Raw genomic sequence first — 14,303 nt, 5'->3', positions numbered from 1 at the left:
GGCCCCCGCCTGCGGCGCCCGGCCTCCGGGGGCGCGCGAACAGGCCGTGCGGCGTCCGCGCGGCGGGCGTAAACCCGTTGGAATTCCGGGCACCCGGTGCCTACGGTTGGGCCATGACCACACCTGTGCCCGGCCGCCGCCTGCCCGGGAGCGCGTCCTCCACCCCCGTCGACACACCCCCGCCGGACGTGCCCGCACTGCTGCTCCGCGGCGTCGTCAAGCGCTTCGGAACGCTCACCGCCGTCGACGGGCTCGACCTGGAGGTCCCCCAGGGCGTCGTCCTCGGACTCCTCGGCCCCAACGGCGCGGGCAAGTCCACGACCATGAAGATGCTGACCGCCCAGTCCCTCGCGGACGAGGGCGAGATCCGCATCCTCGGGCACCCGATCCCCGCCGAGTCCAAGTGGGCCCGCGCCCGCATGGGCGTCGTCCCCCAGCACGACAACCTCGACGAGGAGCTCACCGTCGAGCAGAACCTGCGGATGTTCTCCTTCCTCTACCGGGTTCCGCGCGCCCGGCGCAAGGAGGCGGTCGCCCGCGCCATGCGCCTCGCCCAGCTCGGCGACCGGGGCGACACGCTCGTGGACGACCTGTCCGGGGGCATGCGCCGCCGCCTCCTCATCGTCCGCGCCCTCCTCCACAGACCCGAGCTCGTCCTCATGGACGAGCCCACCGTCGGCCTCGACCCGCAGGTGCGCCAGGACCTGTGGGGCGTCATCTCCGCGCTGCGCGACGAGGGCGTCACCGTCCTGATGTCCACCCACTACATCGAGGAGGCCGAACGCCTCTCCGACGAGGTGGCGCTCATGGCGAAGGGCGCGGTGGTCGAGCGCGGCACCCCCGCCGACCTCGTCGCCAAGTACGCGGGCTCCACCGTCGAGGAGTACACCCCGGGGGACGAGGGCGCCGACGTCCTCGAACGCCGCGTCCGCGAGCACGGCTTCACCACCCGCCGGACCGGCGTCACCCTGTCGGTCCTGCGTGCCGAGGAGCTGCCCGACTCCCTCCGCGACCGGCTGGGGACCCCCCACCGCCGGGCCAGCACCCTGGAGGACGTGTTCGTGACCCTGACCGGAGAGAGCGTCGAATGAGCATCCAGCACGACCGGGCCAGGGACGACGCCCGGCCCGAGGTCCACGCGCGCCCCGGACGGATCGAGGCCGACGCCGTGATCGGCGTCGTCGCCCGCGAGTGGATCCTGTACGGCCAGTCCTGGCGCGCCACCACGTTCGCCGCCGTCGTCGAGCCGACCCTCTACCTGCTCTGCTTCGGATTCGGGATGGGCGCCCTCATCGGCACCCTCGCCGGGTTCAGCTACATCGACTTCCTCGGCACCGGCATCGTGGCGGTGTCCGTGATGTTCCAGTCGATGATGCCCGCCGTCATCAACACCTTCATCAAGCGGCGCTTCCTGCACACCTACGAGGGCATCCTCGCCGCCCCGGTGGACGTGCGCGAGCTCGTCACCGGCGAGGCCCTGTGGCTGGCGATGCGCTCGGGCGTGTACGGCTGCGTCCCCCTGCTGGTCGCCGTCGGCTTCGGGCTCCGACCCGGCCCGGGCATGCTCCTGGTGCCGTTCATCGCGTTCCTGGCCGGGTTCGCGTTCGCGCTCTTCGGCATCTGGATCTCCGCGGTGATCACGTCGGTGCGGTCCATGGACTACGTGTTCAGCGGCCTGTTCACTCCGCTGTTCCTGGTCGCGGGCACGTTCTTCCCGCTCACGGAGCTGCCCGCCTGGGTGCAGAACGCCGCCATGGCCAACCCGCTCTACCACGCGGTCGAGCTGATCCGCGGCTCGGTGTTCGGAGGGCTCGGCGCCGGTGCGGCGCTCCTCCACGTCGGGGTGCTGCTGGGGTTCATCGTGCTGATGTGGTTCCTGGCAGGCTTCCAGATGCGACGGCGCGTCGTCGGCTGAGAACACCCCGGACGGGGCGCGGGCCGCCCCGTCCCCCGGGGGGGTTGCGGCACGCGGACGGCGCGGGCCGTCCCCAGGGGCTCCCGCGCCGTCCGTCCTGCCGCCCCGCGCGCCCTACCGGGGCGCGCGCCGGCTCACTCGCCGCCGCCGCTGGGGGACCAGCGCAGTTCGACGCCGCTGCGCCGACCCTCCTCGGTGACGCTCACGGCCAGGCCCATCGCCCCCCACTCGGCGGGGTTCTGCACCTCGGTGTCCGTCAGCACCTGGCGCATGTCGAAGTAGCCGGCGACCACGGCGTCGTCCATCTCCTGCATGGTCTGCTGGAACACCGGGTCGTCGCCCAGGCGCCCGGTGGCGCTGCTGCCGCTCGCCACGACGACGGCGTCCCCGTCGGTGGCCACACCCGGGGGAGTGGCGTACGGGTCGGAGGCGGCCACGTTCTCGACGAAGTCGCCCAGGACGCCCTCGTCGCCGCCGACCGCGCGGTACTGGAACGAGAACTCCTCGCCGCCGCCGTAGGCCGAGCCGAAGAAGCTGTCCAGGTCCATGCCGGTGACGCCGAACGCCGTGGACGAGCCCAGCAGGTTCGTGAAGCCCTCCGGCAGCGGAGCGCCCATGGCGTTGAACTCGCGCTCCATCTCCTGCATCTCGCCGCTGCCGCTCAGGAACGGGATCTCGTCGCTCTCGTAGGCGTCGGTCAGAGCCGTGTCCAGGCCGCTGGCGCCGAACGCCATGACGGTGCTCTCCGGCAGCGACTCCATCGCCGCCACGCTCGCGCCCGGCGTCTCGGCCAGCCAGGCCAGGTCGGCGCTGTCCACCTCGAAGTCGAAGACGTCCGCCCGCGCCTCCAGGTAGTCGCCGTCGATCCGCAGCGACGCGGTGGCCCGGCCGCTCACCTCACCGGTCTCGGCGGCCATCCCGCTCTGGATCTCCGCGGCGACGCCCTCCACCTCCATGAGGCGCGTGAAATCCGTCCAGCCCACGGCCAGGCTTCCGCCGGGCACGTCGGCCACGTCGCCGGAGTAGACGTCGGAGTCCTCCAGGGACCCGTGCTCGTCCACCTGGGCGGCCCGGTCGGCCAGCGCCGCCTCGGAGGTGGAGAGCAGGGCGAAGCCGTTGGTCATCTCGAAGTGGAGGGTGTCGTCGCCGCTCGCGAGGGAGGCCAGCTCCTCCTCGGCGCGCCGCTCGTCCTCGACCGCCAGCGCCAGCGCCATCGCGAGGCCGGAGCCCTCGTCGACCTCGGCCGCGGCGTCGGCGGTCGGCCACACGGAGACGCCGGCGCGCTGGCCGATCCACTCCTCCACGTCGGCCTGGCGGGACTCGGGGAAGGCCTCGACGAAGACCTCCGCGAACAGCTCCGTCATGTCGCCGTCGGGCTCGTCCATCTCCTCGGTCATCTCCGCCGGGAGCTGGTCGACGAACCGGATCAGCTCCATGGCCTGGGACCCGTCGATCGACAGGTCGACCTTGCCGAACGCGACGGAGCTGCCGGGGAGCACGGACTCGGGCTGCGGACCGCCGAAGCTCACCAGGGAGACGGTGGCCCAGACGGTTCCGCCCATCACGACGAGCGCCACGCCCGCCGCGGCGGGGATCAGCCAGCGGTTGCGCCCGCCGCCACCGCCCGGAGGCGGGCCGTACCCGCCGGAGTACTGGCCGGGGGGCGGGCCCCCGGGAACACCGCCGCCCGGGGCGCCGGGCACGCCGCCCGGAACACCCGGAGCGGCGTACTGCTGACCGGGGACGGGGCCCTGCGGCGGAGGGAAACCCTGCCCGGGCCGCCCGGGCGGCTGATGCTGCCACTGGGGCTGCTGTGAGGGATCGGGGTGGGACATCGGACCTCCGACGGGGAAATTCTTCGCGCGCGACCGCGCAGCCAACGCCGGGTCTGATGCCTGTCCACCCCGGTGTGGTTCGCGTTCCGCGCCACTTTCGGACGGCCGGTCGGGGAGAGGGCGCCCGCGCCGCCCCCACCGGCCGGGGGAGCGGCGGGATCCTGCCACCGGGCGCCGGGCCCGGGCGCCGGACGAGGGGTGTCCGGGCCCGGGACGCCGGGTCAGGGCGCGGAGGTGAGGTCCACGCCGCTGTACGCGGACAGCTTGCTCAGGCGGTGCTCGCTGAGCACCTGGCGGACGGTGCCGCTGCGGCCGCGCATGACGAGGGAGTCGGTGATGACACGCGAGGACTCGTACCGCACGCCGCCGACCAGCTCGCCGTCGGTGATGCCCGTCGCGGCGAAGAACACGTCGTCGGACGAGACCAGGTCGTCGGTGTACAGCACGCGGCCCAGGTCGTGCCCGGCGTCGAGGGCCTTGCGGCGCTCGTCGTCGTCCTTCGGCCACAGGCGGCCCTGGATGACGCCGCCCAGGCACTTCATGGCGCAGGCCGTGATGATGCCCTCCGGGGTGCCGCCGATGCCCAGGAGCAGGTCGACGCCGGTGCCGGCACGGGCCGCCATGATCGCGCCGGCCACATCGCCGTCGCTGATGAACTTGATGCGGGCGCCCGCGTCGCGCACGTCCTGCACGAGCTGCTTGTGGCGGGGGCGGTCGAGGATGACCACCGTCACGTCCTGCGGCGACTTGCCCTTGGCGCGGGCCACCGCGCGGACGTTGTCGGCGACGGGGGCGGCGATGTCCACCACGTCCGCCGCCTCCGGGCCCGCGGCCAGCTTCTCCATGTAGAACACCGCGGACGGGTCGAACATGGTGTTGCGCGGGCTCATCGCGATCACCGCGATGGCGTTGGGCATGCCCATGGCGGTCAGGGTCGTCCCGTCGACGGGGTCGACGGCTACATCCCAGTCGTGGCCGCCGCCGTCGCCCACGCGCTCGCCGTTGTAGAGCATCGGGGCGTTGTCCTTCTCGCCCTCGCCGATCACGACCGTGCCGTTCATCGACACGGTGCTGATCATGTGCCGCATGCCGCGCACGGCGGCGCCGTCGGCGCCGATCTTGTCGCCCTTGCCGACCCAGCGGGCGGCGGCGAGCGCCGCGGTCTCTGTGACGCGGACCAGCTCCAGCGCGAGGTTGCGGTCGGGCGCCGCGGGCTGCGCGGACGGGCTACTGGGCTGCGACATGGACGTGACACCTTCCGACAGGGAACAGGGCGGGGGGACAGGTCTTAGGGTAGTCACCCGACGTGATCCCCGAGCGGCCCCGGGTACCCGCGCGGCCGCCCGAGCCGGTCGTCCGGAGGGCGCGAAGGTCTACTCTGGCGGGATCCGGACCGGAGCGGCCGGACTGGAGTGAGGGTGTGACAGTGGACAAGACGGACAAGCCGGAGAAGCTGGTGAAGCCCGCGCGGGTCTCCCCACGCGGAGCGGCCACCCGCAGCGCCCTGCTCAGGGCGGCGGCCCAGGTCTTCCACACGGTGGGTTTCGCCAAGGCCGGTGTCAGCGAGGTCGTCTCGGTGGCGGGGGCCAGCGTCGGGAGCCTCTACCACCACTTCACCGGCAAGGCGGACCTCTACCTCGCCCTGTACGAGGAGTTCCAGCAGCGCCAGCAGGAGCGGACCCACCAGGCGGTCGTGGAGGCCAGGGCGGGCGGTGAGAGCGATCCCACACGGCTCATGAACATCGCCGCGCACGCCTACCTCCTCGGATGCATCGAGGAGGGCGACACGACCCGCCTGTTCTTCAGCGGTGACGGCCCTCCCGGGTTCGACCACCAGCTGCGGTCACGGCTCACCCAGTGGACCGACCGCAACGTGGCGCTGTTCCGCAAGGCGGACGAGCCGGTGGACGAGGCCCTCCTGATCGTCGTGAGCGGGGCCATGCTGCTGGCCGTGGCCGAGGTGGTGCGCCGCGACGACGCCGAGGCGCGCAGGCTCGCCGACGACATCACCGGTCTGCTCACCCGGCTCGAACCACGGCACCGGACCGCGGAACCCGAGGCCTAGGCGGTCTTCCGCGGACCGTTCCGGGCCCGCGTCCGCCGGGCTGCCCCTCGCCGCGCCGACCCCGCTCGCACAGCCGGACCCGGGGGTCGGACAGGGCCGCCGCGGGGCCGGGGGTGCGCGCCGCTAAGCCCACCCCGGGTCGGAAAGGCCCCGGACCTGCGGCAAGCTGGACCCTGTCATGAGTGAGTACAGCCGGTCCAGCGCGACCTTCAAGAACTACGCCATCTCCCTCGGGATCCTCGTGGGCATCGTCCTGATCATGGCGTTCGTGGTCTCCACGCGCTCGGGCGAGCACATCCCCACCGTGGACTACCGGCCGGACGCCGACGTCCTGGGGGAGGCCGCCGACTACCCCGTGAGGGCGCCCTCGGCCGAGCTGACCGACGAGGGGTGGACGCCCACCAGCTCCACCCTCAACGTGAGCGGTCCGGTCGAGTGGAGCGTCGGTTTCGCCACGGCGGCCGACAGCCACGCCATGTTCACCCAGAGCGACGCCGACCCCGAGCAGGTCGTCGCGGAGCGCGTCAAGGAGGCCGAGCAGGTCGGCACGGTCGCGGTCGGCGGACGCGAGTGGGAGCACTACGACTCCGAGGACTGGGGCGCCCTGGTCCTGCGGGAGGAGGGCGTGACCCTGGTCGTCTCCGGTTCGGCCGAACTCGACGAACTGGCCCACCTGGCCGAGGGGCTGGAGGACCTCCCCGCGGCGGAGGGCGACGGGGACGCGGAGCCCTCGGAGTCCCCCGAGGGCTAGGCCCTGGTCCGCAGGTCGTTCCGGGCCCGGACACGGCGAACGCCCGGCGGGCGCACCCGCCGGGCGTTCGGCATGCAGGGGCCGGGGCTACTCGGCGCGCAGGTCGCGGCGGAGCTCCTTGGGCAGCGAGAAGGTCAGCGTCTCGTCGGCGGTCGTCACCGGGGAGACGGAGCCGTAGCCGTGCCCGGCGAGCTTGTCGAGCAGCTCGCGCACCAGGATGTCCGGCACGGACGCGCCGCTGGTGACGCCGACCGTGGTCACGCCCTCCAGCCAGGCCTCGTCCATGAGGGACGCGTTGTCGATCAGGTAGGAGGCGTCGGCGCCCGCGTCCAGGGCGACCTCGACCAGGCGGACCGAGTTCGACGAGTTGTCGGAGCCGACCACGATGACCAGCTCGCACTCGGGCGCCATCGCCTTGACGGCGTCCTGGCGGTTGGAGGTGGCGTAGCAGATGTCGTCGCTGGGCGGGTCGAGCAGGTTCGGGAACCTCTCGCGCAGGGCGTCGACCGTCTGGGTGGTCTCGTCCACCGAGAGGGTGGTCTGGGACAGCCAGGAGACGTTGTCCGGGTTGCGGACCCGGACCTTGTGGACCTCGTCCGGGCTCTCCACGATCTGGATGTGCTCCGGGGCCTCACCGCTGGTGCCCTCGACCTCCTCATGACCGATGTGGCCGATGAGGATGATGTCGCGATCCTCCGCCGCGAAGCGCTTGGCTTCCTTGTGGACCTTGGTGACGAGCGGGCAGGTCGCGTCGATCGTCTTGAGCTGCCGCCTCCCCGCCTCCTCGTGGACGGCGGGGGAGACGCCGTGCGCGGAGAACACGACGATGGCGCCCTCGGGCACCTCCTCGGTCTCCTCGACGAAGATCGCGCCGCGCTCCTCCAGGGTGCGCACCACGTGGGTGTTGTGCACGATCTGCTTGCGCACGTAGATCGGGGCGCCGTACTGCTCCAGGGCCTTCTCGACGGTGATGACCGCGCGGTCGACACCGGCGCAGTAACCCCGGGGGTTGGCGAGGAGCACACGGCGTTGGTTCGTGGCAGTCGTCATCGCAGTCATGCGTACATCCTAGGTGGCTTGGTCCGTGTACGACCCTGGTGTGGGCGATGGCACCGTTACGGGGATATCCGCGCCCCACCGGGGCCAAGGTGACGGTATCGCAACAGGATGTGTCCGGTCGTGGATCGAAGTGGCGAAATCGTTCGCCCATCCCCTGCTCGCGGTGTTCCCCCTCCTCTATCCTGGTTCACCATCGCATCTGTCACAGGCGGTTCGCCCCGACTCGGCCTTGCCCGGTCTGCTGGACGCGTGCCGCCGACCCCACCGCCGAGACCACCCAGGAGCCCCCGTCCTATGTCGAACCCGACGATCGCCACGAAACTGATCACCCTGGCCAAGGGAATCTTCGGGCGCAAGAAGCCGGCCGCCCCCGCCGAGCCCGCGGACACCGCCGCCCCGTCCGCCGCCGAGGCGGCCGGGGAGAAGGCCGCCGCCGGGAGCCCGGCCCCCGCCGCCGCGCCCGCCGCGACCCCCGAGCCCGCCGCCGCGGAGCCGGCCGCCGCGGAGCCGGAGGCCGGGGAGAAGGCGCCCGCCTCGACCCCCGAGCCCGCCGCCGCGGCGCCCGCCGCGGAGTCGGCGGAGGCCCCCGGGGAGAAGGCCCCCGGGGCAGGGGCGACCCCCGCTCCGGAGTCCGGGACCGCCGAGAAGAAGACCACCCCCGAGAAGGCGGAGACCTCCGAGAAGGCGGAGACCTCCGAGAAGGAGGGGGCCCAGGTCCGCACGGAGCCCGTCGTCCCGGCCACCGAGGACGTCCCCGAGGAGGCCCCGGCCATCGCCGAGGAGCTGGCCGCCGCGGAGGCGCACACCACCGTCGCCAGCGACGAGGTGCTGGAGAAGGTCCGCAAGGAGGCCGCACCCGCCGTCGAGGACCTCGCCGTGCCGACCTACGACGAGCTCACCCTCCCGTCCGTCCGCGCGCGCCTGCGCAAGCTCAGCATCGAGCAGGTCCGTGACCTGCGCGCCTACGAGGTCGCGCACGGAGGGCGCACCGAGTTCATCAAGATGTACGACAACCGCATCGCCAAGCTGGAAGCCGGGGCGTAGCAGCCGGCGGGCCCGGCAGGCGCCTGTGCCGCGACCCGGCGGAACCACACGGGGGCGGGGAACGTCCTACTGACGAGCGCACCACGGCGCTTCCCGCTCGAAGGGCTACGACCATGCGTCCCGCGACTTCCACCGCTGCGCTCCTCACTGCGGCGGCCTTCTGGCTGACCGGCTGCTCGGTCGGCATCCCCGGCACCGACCAGGAGGTCAGCGTCGACCCCGACGGCGTCTCCGTCGGAAGCGAGGACGGAGAGGTCTCCGTCGACTCGGACGGCGACGTCACGGTCGGGAACCAGGACGGCGACGTGACCCTCGACGAGGGCGGCGGCGTGACCATCGACGACGGGACCGGCGACATCAACATCGCGTCGGTCGAGGGCAGCGTCACGGAGGACTGCGAGGGCCGCGACGTCAACGTGACCGCCAGCGGCGCGGAGGTCGTCCTCAACGGCCAGTGCGGCGCGGTCACCGTCACGGGCAACTCCCTCACCGTCCACGTCGGCGGCGCCGAGTCCATCCACGTGACCGGAGCCGAGAACACCGTCCACCACGCCGAGGGCGAACCCGACATCACCGACATCGGCATCGACAACACGGTGTCCGCGGGCGGGGACGCGCAGGGCTGACCGGAGCCGGGCGCGGCCGCGCCCGGCGACCGGCCTGCCCGGAACTGTCCCCGGCCTCCCCTAGGCTCGGTTGCCATGGGCATGGAGAGTTCCGCCGAGACGCCGCAACCGGTACGAGTCGTCCTCAACGCCGTCGGCCAGTGGATCGGCCGCCTGGGCCGGATCTGGGTCGAGGGGCAGATCGCCGAGCTCAACCGCCGGGGGCGGATGGCCTACATCACGCTGCGCGACCCGGTCGCGAACGTGTCGGTGCGGGTGGTCTGCCAGACCTCGGTGCTGGACGCGCAGAGCCCGTCCCCCGAGGCGGGGGCGCGCGTCGTCGTGCACGCCAAACCCGACTTCTACGAGGTGCGCGGCACCTTCTCGCTCCGCGCGCTGGAGATCCGCCACGTGGGCCTGGGCGAACTCCTGGCCAGGCTGGAGCAGCTGCGGCGCACCCTGGCGGCGGAGGGGCTGTTCGACGAGGGGCGCAAGCGGCCCCTGCCCTTCCTCCCCGCCACGGTGGGGCTGGTCTGCGGACGCGACTCCGCGGCCGAGCGCGACGTGCTGGAGAACGGCCGCCGCCGGTGGCCCGCCGTCCGCTTCGAGGTGCGACAGGTCGCCGTCCAGGGCGACCGTGCGGTCCGCGAGGTGCTGGAGGCCCTGAAGGAGCTGGACTCGCACCCGGAGGTCGACGTCATCGTGATCGCCCGGGGCGGCGGCTCCCTGGAGGACCTGCTGCCGTTCTCCGACGAGGCGCTGGTGCGGGCGGTCGCGGCGGCGGGCACGCCCGTGGTGAGCGCGATCGGCCACGAACAGGACACCCCGCTCCTGGACCTCGTCGCCGACGTGCGCGCCTCCACGCCCACCGACGCGGCCAAGAAGACCGTCCCCGACGTGGGAGAGCAGCTGGAGATCATCAGGCAGTTGCGCGACCGGGGGCGCAGGGTCCTCACGGGCGCGCTGGAGCGCGAGCTCTCCTGGCTCTCGGGCATCCGGTCCCGTCCGGTCCTGGCCAGCCCCGTCCGGGAGATCGACCGGCTCGCGGAGCAGGTCGCGGACATGCGCGACCGGGCCCGCCGGAGCCTCACCCTGTCGCTCGACCGGGCCGGCGAGGGCCTCGGCCACACGAGGGCGCGTCTGCACGCCCTGTCCCCGGCCACGACGCTGGCACGCGGGTACGCCGTCGTGCAGCGCCCGGACGGGTCGGTGGTGCGCTCCGCGGCGGAACCGGACGTGGGGGAGTCCCTGCGGGTGAGGTTCGCCGAGGACAGCCTGACCGCCACCGTGGAGTCCGTCCACACCGAAGACACCACCGAGGGGGAGTAGAGATGGCCGCCAAGGGCACGAAGACCGACGGCAAGGACGGCGGGGCCGCCGTGCCGGAGCTGAGCTACGAGGAGAGCCGCGAAGAGCTCAACACGGTGGTCCGCCGACTGGAGTCGGGCGGGCTCAGCCTCAAGGAGTCCCTGGCCCTGTGGGAGCGGGGCGAGGAGCTGGCCCGCGTGTGCGAGCAGTGGCTGGAGGGCGCCCGGGCCAAGATGGCCGCCGCCATGGACGAGCGCCGGGAGGACGACCCCCCGGCGGACGGGGACACGCCCTTCTGATCCGCGCGGGCCCCCGGCGGCTGACCGGTGCGCGGTGGGAGTGCGCCTCGGGGGAGCGGGGGCCCGCCCCCCGGGGGGCGACCGGACGCGCCCGGCGCTACCCGCGGCCGTTGAGCTCGTCGCCCAGGTCGCGGAGGTTGCCGGGCAGGCCGCGGAAGACCCCGATGACCAGGACCAGCGCGGTGCCCAGGAAGAGCCAGGGGGCCGCCTCGGCCAGCCGCGAGGCGAGGCCCAGGAGCAGGACCCGCGCGAACCCCTCGTTGCCCAGGGCCAGCACGCTCTCGGCGGCGGCCACCGCCACGAAGAACGCCAGGGGCGGGCTGACCGACAGCGAGAGCAGGTCGGCGGGGCGGACCGCGGACGCCGTCGCCAGGCAGGCGACCGTGAAGGCGATGCCCGGCACGGCGGGGGTGCCCGACCACTGGGCGATCATGGTCCCGGCGAAGCTCAGCACGGCGATGACCAGGACGCCGCCCCGACCGGTCAGGCGGGGAGGCCGGCGCACGGGGTTCCCCTCCGGGGCGCCCGGGGCGGCGCCCGCTCTCCTCCGGGCGCTCCGCGCGCCCCGGCCGCGGCCCTCGGGCCGCACGAAGTACGGTGCGTGCCCGGGCTCCGGACCGTCCGCCTTCCGCGGGGGCATAGCCGTTCGCCTCCCAAGTGTGTTGCTCACAGTGTTTAGTGTGTCACTTCTAGTAAGCGTAGGGCGTCTTTTCCGGGGAACGTGTCGCCATTTCGGTCACTTGCCCCTTCCGTCGCGAACACGCCTCCCACTCGTGGGACACCAGCATGGCGCACGGCGGTTCTGTCGCTCCGGAGGTGCTCGCCCGAGTTGTCCTCGGGTGGATCGTCGGACCTGCGCCGACCTGCGGATTCATGTCCCGTGCACGCTCTTTCGGGGTTCTTTTCCGGTCGAACCATTGCTCTTGTTACCCACATGCCGAATACCGTCGAAATCCGAGCCCTCCCGGTCTCCCGCTCCGGGAGCCGCCCCGCGGACCCCGTCACGCCCCGCGGGGCCGTCCGGCAGCGGTCCGCCGAGTGCGTGCCCGTCCTCACCGAACGCCTCCGCCCCGTACCCCGACAGCTCGGGGGCGGCCACCGTGCGCGGGCGCTCCTCCACGCCGGTCGGCCGGTCCAGCTCGCCGTCCACGAGGCCCAGCTCGCCGAACCGCCGGGCGGTCACGAGCACGCGGCTCTCCAGCGACCCCACCGTCTGGTTGTAGGCGCCCACGGTCCGGGTCAGCGCCCGGCCCAGGGCCTCCACGTGCCCGCCCAGCGTGCCCAGCCGTTCGTGCAGCTGCTTGCCGAGGTCGAACACCGCCCTCGCGTTCTCGCTCAGCGCCTCCTGCTGCCACGCGTACTGCGCCGTCCGCAACAGGGAGATCAGCGTCGTCGGCGTGGCGATGTGGACCCGTCGCGCCATCGCGTGCTCCAACAGGCCGGGGTCGTGCTCCAGGGCCGGGGCCAGGAAGGCCTCGCCGGGGATGAACAGCACCACGAACTCCGGGGCCGGGGTGAACGCCGCCCAGTACGACTTGGCCGCCAGCTGGTCGACATGTGTGCGGAGGTGCCGCGCGTGGGCGCGCAGGCGCTCCTCGGCGGCCTCCTCCCGGCCCGCCTCCACGGCGTCCAGGTACGCGGAGAGCGGCACCTTGGAGTCCACGACGATGTTCTTGCCCCCGGCCAGGCGCACCACCATGTCGGGGCGCTGCGACCCGTCCCGTGTCGCCGCCTGCTCCTCGAAGTCGCAGCGGGGGCCCATCCCCGCCAACTCGGCCACCCGGCGCAGCTGCAGCTCGCCCCACCGGCCGCGCGCCTCGGGCCGCCGCAGCGCGGTCACCAGGGACCGGGTCTGCTCCCCCAGGCGCTCCGACCCCTCGCGCACGTACTCCACCTGCTTGGCCAGCTCCGCGTGGGCGGCCACCCGTCCCGCGTCCACCTCCCTGAGCTGCCGCTCCACCCGGTTCAGCGTCTCGGTCAGCGGTTCCACCATGCGCTCCACCGCCCGCCGCCGCTCGTCGAGGTCGCCGCCGGCCTGGGCGCTGACCGCGCGCAGGCGTCCCTCCGCGAGCTCCAGGAAGCGCTGGTTGGTCTGGTCCAGGGCCTGCGCGGACAGGGCGCGGAACCGGTCGCCGAGCTGCTCCTCGACGTAGGCCGCCCGCTCCTCGGCGGCCCGGGCCTCCGCCCGGGCCTCGGCCTCCCGCCCGCGGGCGAGGATCCATCCCACGGCGACGCCGATCGCCAGGCCGACCAGGAGCATGAGTACGAGTGCGAGACCGTCCATGGCGCACATGGTGCCAGCCGCCGTGCGCCCCGGTCTCCCCGCCACGCAGGACATCGGCGGGCAGGCCGACCAAGTCCGGCATGTCCGCCGCCCGGGGCCGTGCGGCCGCACGGCCCCGGAGGACCGGTCCGGAGGCGGCGGCGCCGTCCGGGGCTCCGGGGAGCGGTGGGAGGTCGCGGACCCGAGTCCGCATCCGGACATCCTCTTTCCTTGTGCAAAAGTTTTCGAGACCCTGGAGGTCCGAACGCGAAGGCCGGAACTCCGCACCGGCCCCGATCCCCGCAGTCCCCCTATCCGAGGAGGCCCCCTCCCATGCGACTGGAGACCTACAGCAGCGGTACCGGAGACCACACCATCGCCCTCGTCCACGGGGCCATGGCACACCACGGGACCTGGCACGCCGTCGAGGCCGAACTCGTCGCACGCGGCCACCGCGTGCTCGGCGTGGACATGCGCGGCCACGGGCGCAGTCCGCGCGGCCCCTACAGCGTCGAGGCGCTCGGGGACGACCTCGCGGACTCCCTCCCCACCGGGCTCGACGCGGTCGTCGGCCACTCGATGGGCGGGGTCGCGCTCTCCCTGGCCGTCGAGCGGCTCGTGCCCCGCCGGGCGGTCTACGTCGACCCGGCGTTCCGGCTCCCGCCCATGGCCGACGACGCCGGTGAGCGTATGCGCAGGGTGTTCGCCACCGCGGACGTCGAGGGCGTGCGCCAGCTCAACCCCAGGTGGAGCGACGCCGACGTCGAGAAGGAGCTCAGCGGCTTCGCCTCCTTCGACCCGGCGTTCTTCGACTTCGTCGCCTCGGAGGTCGCCGGGAGGGACTTCCTCCCGGAGAGGCCGGCCGTCCCCTCCCTCGTCCTGCGCGCGGGGAACGGCATCACCGTCGACCCGCGGGCGGCACGGGAGCTCGCCGAGCGCGGCTTCACCGTACGGGTCGTGGAGGGGGCGGGCCACTGCGTCCACCGCGACGAACCGGCGGCCCTGGTCGACGCCCTGGACGGCTGGGTGCGCGGCCGCGCGCCGTCCCCCCGGAGGGCCGTGGCCGGGGCGGCCCGGGCGCGGCTGTAGCCGACCGGGGCCCCTCCCGGGCAGCCCGCGGCCCCGCCGCGGGGCCGCGGCCGGGAGGGGCCCGGCGCGG

14 protein-coding genes are annotated in these 14,303 nt (G+C 73.5%); 9 read left to right on the top strand and 5 right to left on the bottom strand.

Annotation, left to right across the window (positions count from 1 at the left end):
• Nucleotides 1-113 precede the first annotated feature (113 nt).
• Nucleotides 114-1,091, top strand: a complete 978-nt coding sequence (locus OUQ99_RS26755; protein WP_267946542.1) for an ABC transporter ATP-binding protein — start codon at nt 114-116, stop codon at nt 1,089-1,091.
• A complete protein-coding gene (locus OUQ99_RS26750; RefSeq protein WP_267946541.1) occupies nt 1,088-1,915 on the top strand; it encodes an ABC transporter permease in 828 nt (275 codons plus the stop codon). The genes OUQ99_RS26755 and OUQ99_RS26750 overlap by 4 nt, the downstream gene beginning before the upstream one ends.
• Before the next feature lie 134 nt (nt 1,916-2,049).
• Here the strand turns inward: OUQ99_RS26750 and OUQ99_RS26745 are convergent, their stop codons facing one another.
• Both OUQ99_RS26745 and glpX read right to left on the bottom strand, forming a co-directional pair.
• The gene (locus OUQ99_RS26745; protein ID WP_267946540.1) at nt 2,050-3,750 is read right to left on the bottom strand and encodes a hypothetical protein; all 1,701 of its coding nucleotides are present in this window, start codon (nt 3,748-3,750) and stop codon (nt 2,050-2,052) included.
• A 221-nt stretch (nt 3,751-3,971) separates the two neighbouring features.
• Entirely contained in the window at nt 3,972-4,994 is a 1,023-nt protein-coding gene (glpX, locus tag OUQ99_RS26740) for a class II fructose-bisphosphatase (protein WP_267946539.1), read from the bottom strand.
• Between the two features lie 182 nt (nt 4,995-5,176).
• Here glpX and OUQ99_RS26735 point away from each other — a divergent pair, with 182 nt between their 5' ends.
• Nucleotides 5,177-5,815, top strand: coding sequence for a TetR/AcrR family transcriptional regulator (locus tag OUQ99_RS26735; RefSeq protein ID WP_267950514.1), 639 nt, complete (start codon nt 5,177-5,179; stop codon nt 5,813-5,815).
• Between the two features lie 178 nt (nt 5,816-5,993).
• Nucleotides 5,994-6,566 (top strand): DUF4245 domain-containing protein, encoded by a 573-nt coding sequence (locus tag OUQ99_RS26730; RefSeq protein ID WP_267946538.1) that lies wholly within the window; start codon nt 5,994-5,996, stop codon nt 6,564-6,566.
• 87 nt (nt 6,567-6,653) lie between these two features.
• Here OUQ99_RS26730 and OUQ99_RS26725 read toward each other — a convergent pair whose 3' ends face one another.
• Nucleotides 6,654-7,625, bottom strand: coding sequence for a 4-hydroxy-3-methylbut-2-enyl diphosphate reductase (locus tag OUQ99_RS26725; protein WP_267946537.1), 972 nt, complete (start codon nt 7,623-7,625; stop codon nt 6,654-6,656).
• Between the two features lie 294 nt (nt 7,626-7,919).
• On the opposite strand from OUQ99_RS26725, the gene OUQ99_RS26720 reads away from it, so the two are divergent.
• The 4 genes from OUQ99_RS26720 (at nt 7,920) to OUQ99_RS26705 (ending at nt 10,881) form a co-directional block, all read left to right on the top strand.
• On the top strand, nt 7,920-8,669 hold the full coding sequence (locus OUQ99_RS26720; protein WP_267946536.1) for a hypothetical protein: 750 nt from the start codon (nt 7,920-7,922) through the stop codon (nt 8,667-8,669).
• Nucleotides 8,670-8,782: 113 nt separating this feature from the next.
• Complete coding sequence (locus OUQ99_RS26715; RefSeq protein WP_267946535.1) at nt 8,783-9,295, top strand: DUF3060 domain-containing protein; 513 nt, start codon at nt 8,783-8,785, stop codon at nt 9,293-9,295.
• A gap of 75 nt (nt 9,296-9,370) precedes the next feature.
• Complete coding sequence (gene xseA / locus OUQ99_RS26710; protein ID WP_267946534.1) at nt 9,371-10,603, top strand: exodeoxyribonuclease VII large subunit; 1,233 nt, start codon at nt 9,371-9,373, stop codon at nt 10,601-10,603.
• A 2-nt stretch (nt 10,604-10,605) separates the two neighbouring features.
• Nucleotides 10,606-10,881, top strand: a complete 276-nt coding sequence (locus OUQ99_RS26705; RefSeq protein WP_267946533.1) for an exodeoxyribonuclease VII small subunit — start codon at nt 10,606-10,608, stop codon at nt 10,879-10,881.
• 97 nt (nt 10,882-10,978) lie between these two features.
• On the opposite strand, the gene OUQ99_RS26700 is transcribed toward OUQ99_RS26705, so the two are convergent.
• Nucleotides 10,979-11,521 carry a DUF6542 domain-containing protein gene (locus tag OUQ99_RS26700; RefSeq protein WP_267946532.1) on the bottom strand — a complete coding sequence of 181 codons (543 nt, stop codon included), beginning with the start codon at nt 11,519-11,521 and terminating at the stop codon, nt 10,979-10,981.
• A 231-nt stretch (nt 11,522-11,752) separates the two neighbouring features.
• The gene (locus tag OUQ99_RS26695; RefSeq protein WP_267946531.1) at nt 11,753-13,165 is read right to left on the bottom strand and encodes a DNA recombination protein RmuC; all 1,413 of its coding nucleotides are present in this window, start codon (nt 13,163-13,165) and stop codon (nt 11,753-11,755) included.
• Between the two features lie 312 nt (nt 13,166-13,477).
• On the opposite strand from OUQ99_RS26695, the gene OUQ99_RS26690 reads away from it, so the two are divergent.
• Nucleotides 13,478-14,233 (top strand): alpha/beta fold hydrolase, encoded by a 756-nt coding sequence (locus OUQ99_RS26690; protein ID WP_267946530.1) that lies wholly within the window; start codon nt 13,478-13,480, stop codon nt 14,231-14,233.
• The last annotated feature ends 70 nt before the right edge of the window (nt 14,234-14,303 follow it).

The sequence above is a fragment of the Streptomonospora nanhaiensis genome, from assembly GCF_026642255.1.
Lineage (GTDB): Bacteria > Actinomycetota > Actinomycetes > Streptosporangiales > Streptosporangiaceae > Nocardiopsis > Nocardiopsis tropica.
Note: the sequence above shows the minus strand (reverse complement) of the source record. Positions and strands in the feature narration are given on the sequence as shown.

Excerpts from the sequence above, each read along its gene's own strand:
- OUQ99_RS26755 (WP_267946542.1), top strand. The coding sequence starts at position 114 with ATGACCACACCTGTGCCCGGCCGCCGCCTGCCCGGGAGCGCGTCCTCC.
- OUQ99_RS26750 (WP_267946541.1), top strand. The coding sequence starts at position 1,088 with ATGAGCATCCAGCACGACCGGGCCAGGGACGACGCCCGGCCCGAGGTC.
- OUQ99_RS26745 (WP_267946540.1), bottom strand. The coding sequence starts at position 3,750 with ATGTCCCACCCCGATCCCTCACAGCAGCCCCAGTGGCAGCATCAGCCG.
- glpX (WP_267946539.1), bottom strand. The coding sequence starts at position 4,994 with ATGTCGCAGCCCAGTAGCCCGTCCGCGCAGCCCGCGGCGCCCGACCGC.
- OUQ99_RS26730 (WP_267946538.1), top strand. The coding sequence starts at position 5,994 with ATGAGTGAGTACAGCCGGTCCAGCGCGACCTTCAAGAACTACGCCATC.
- OUQ99_RS26725 (WP_267946537.1), bottom strand. The coding sequence starts at position 7,625 with ATGACTGCGATGACGACTGCCACGAACCAACGCCGTGTGCTCCTCGCC.
- OUQ99_RS26720 (WP_267946536.1), top strand. The coding sequence starts at position 7,920 with ATGTCGAACCCGACGATCGCCACGAAACTGATCACCCTGGCCAAGGGA.
- OUQ99_RS26715 (WP_267946535.1), top strand. The coding sequence starts at position 8,783 with ATGCGTCCCGCGACTTCCACCGCTGCGCTCCTCACTGCGGCGGCCTTC.
- xseA (WP_267946534.1), top strand. The coding sequence starts at position 9,371 with ATGGGCATGGAGAGTTCCGCCGAGACGCCGCAACCGGTACGAGTCGTC.
- OUQ99_RS26705 (WP_267946533.1), top strand. The coding sequence starts at position 10,606 with ATGGCCGCCAAGGGCACGAAGACCGACGGCAAGGACGGCGGGGCCGCC.
- OUQ99_RS26700 (WP_267946532.1), bottom strand. The coding sequence starts at position 11,521 with ATGCCCCCGCGGAAGGCGGACGGTCCGGAGCCCGGGCACGCACCGTAC.
- OUQ99_RS26695 (WP_267946531.1), bottom strand. The coding sequence starts at position 13,165 with ATGGACGGTCTCGCACTCGTACTCATGCTCCTGGTCGGCCTGGCGATC.
- OUQ99_RS26690 (WP_267946530.1), top strand. The coding sequence starts at position 13,478 with ATGCGACTGGAGACCTACAGCAGCGGTACCGGAGACCACACCATCGCC.